At 69.2% G+C, this 816-nt stretch carries 1 protein-coding gene; it reads left to right on the top strand.

Features of this window, described 5'->3' with window-relative positions; genetic code table 11:
- The coding region (locus ACYVDE_RS24770; protein ID WP_460504180.1) for an FtsX-like permease family protein at positions 1-816 on the top strand (816 nt) is incomplete at both ends.

An 816-nucleotide genomic window follows, 5' to 3' on the forward strand; every position in this document is an offset into this window, starting at 1 on the left:
CCTCGCGGTTCGTGCAGGCGGGCAGCCCGGCTGGGGCATTGGTCGACGATGCGCTGCTGGCCCAGTTTGGCGTCAAAATCGGCGATTCGGTGCAGGTGGGGCGGGTGGTGCTGCCCATTGTGGGGCGGGTGCTGAAAACGCCGGGACAGTCGGGCGTGAGCGCGGCGGTGGCGCCGGCAGTGTTTATTCCGCTGGCGCAGGTGCCGGCCACCGGGCTGGTGCAGCCGGGCAGCCGGGTGCAGTACCGTCGCTCCTACCAATTTGCGCCGGGGGCCAACGTGGCGGCTATCCTCAAGCCCTTACAAACCCGGCTCGACAAGGCCGAAATCGACTCCGAAACCGTGGCCAGCCGCCAGCAGAGCATGGGCCGCATCTTCGCCGACCTCACCCGCTACCTCGGGCTGGTGGCCTTCGTGGCGCTGCTGCTGGGCTGCGTGGGCGTGGCCAGCGCCGTGAACCTGTACGTGCGCGAAAAGCTGGCCGCCGTGGCCGTGCTACGCTGCCTGGGCGCCAGCGGCCGGCAGGCTTTAATGATTTATCTGATTCAAACCGCTGGCCTGGGGCTTGTGGGTGCCATCATCGGGGCGGCGCTGGGGGCGGCGGTACAAACGCTGCTGCCGGGCGTGCTGGGCAATTTCCTGCCCGTTAGCATCAGTGTGAGCGTGTCGTGGCCGGCCATTGCCAGCGGCCTGCTCACGGGCCTGCTGCTGGCGCTGCTGTTTGCACTGCTGCCGCTGCTGAGCATCCGGCGGGTGTCGCCGCTGCGGGTGCTGCGGGTGGCGGTGGAGGACGAGACAGCCGCGCCCGACCCGGTGC

The organism is Hymenobacter agri (assembly GCF_054778495.1).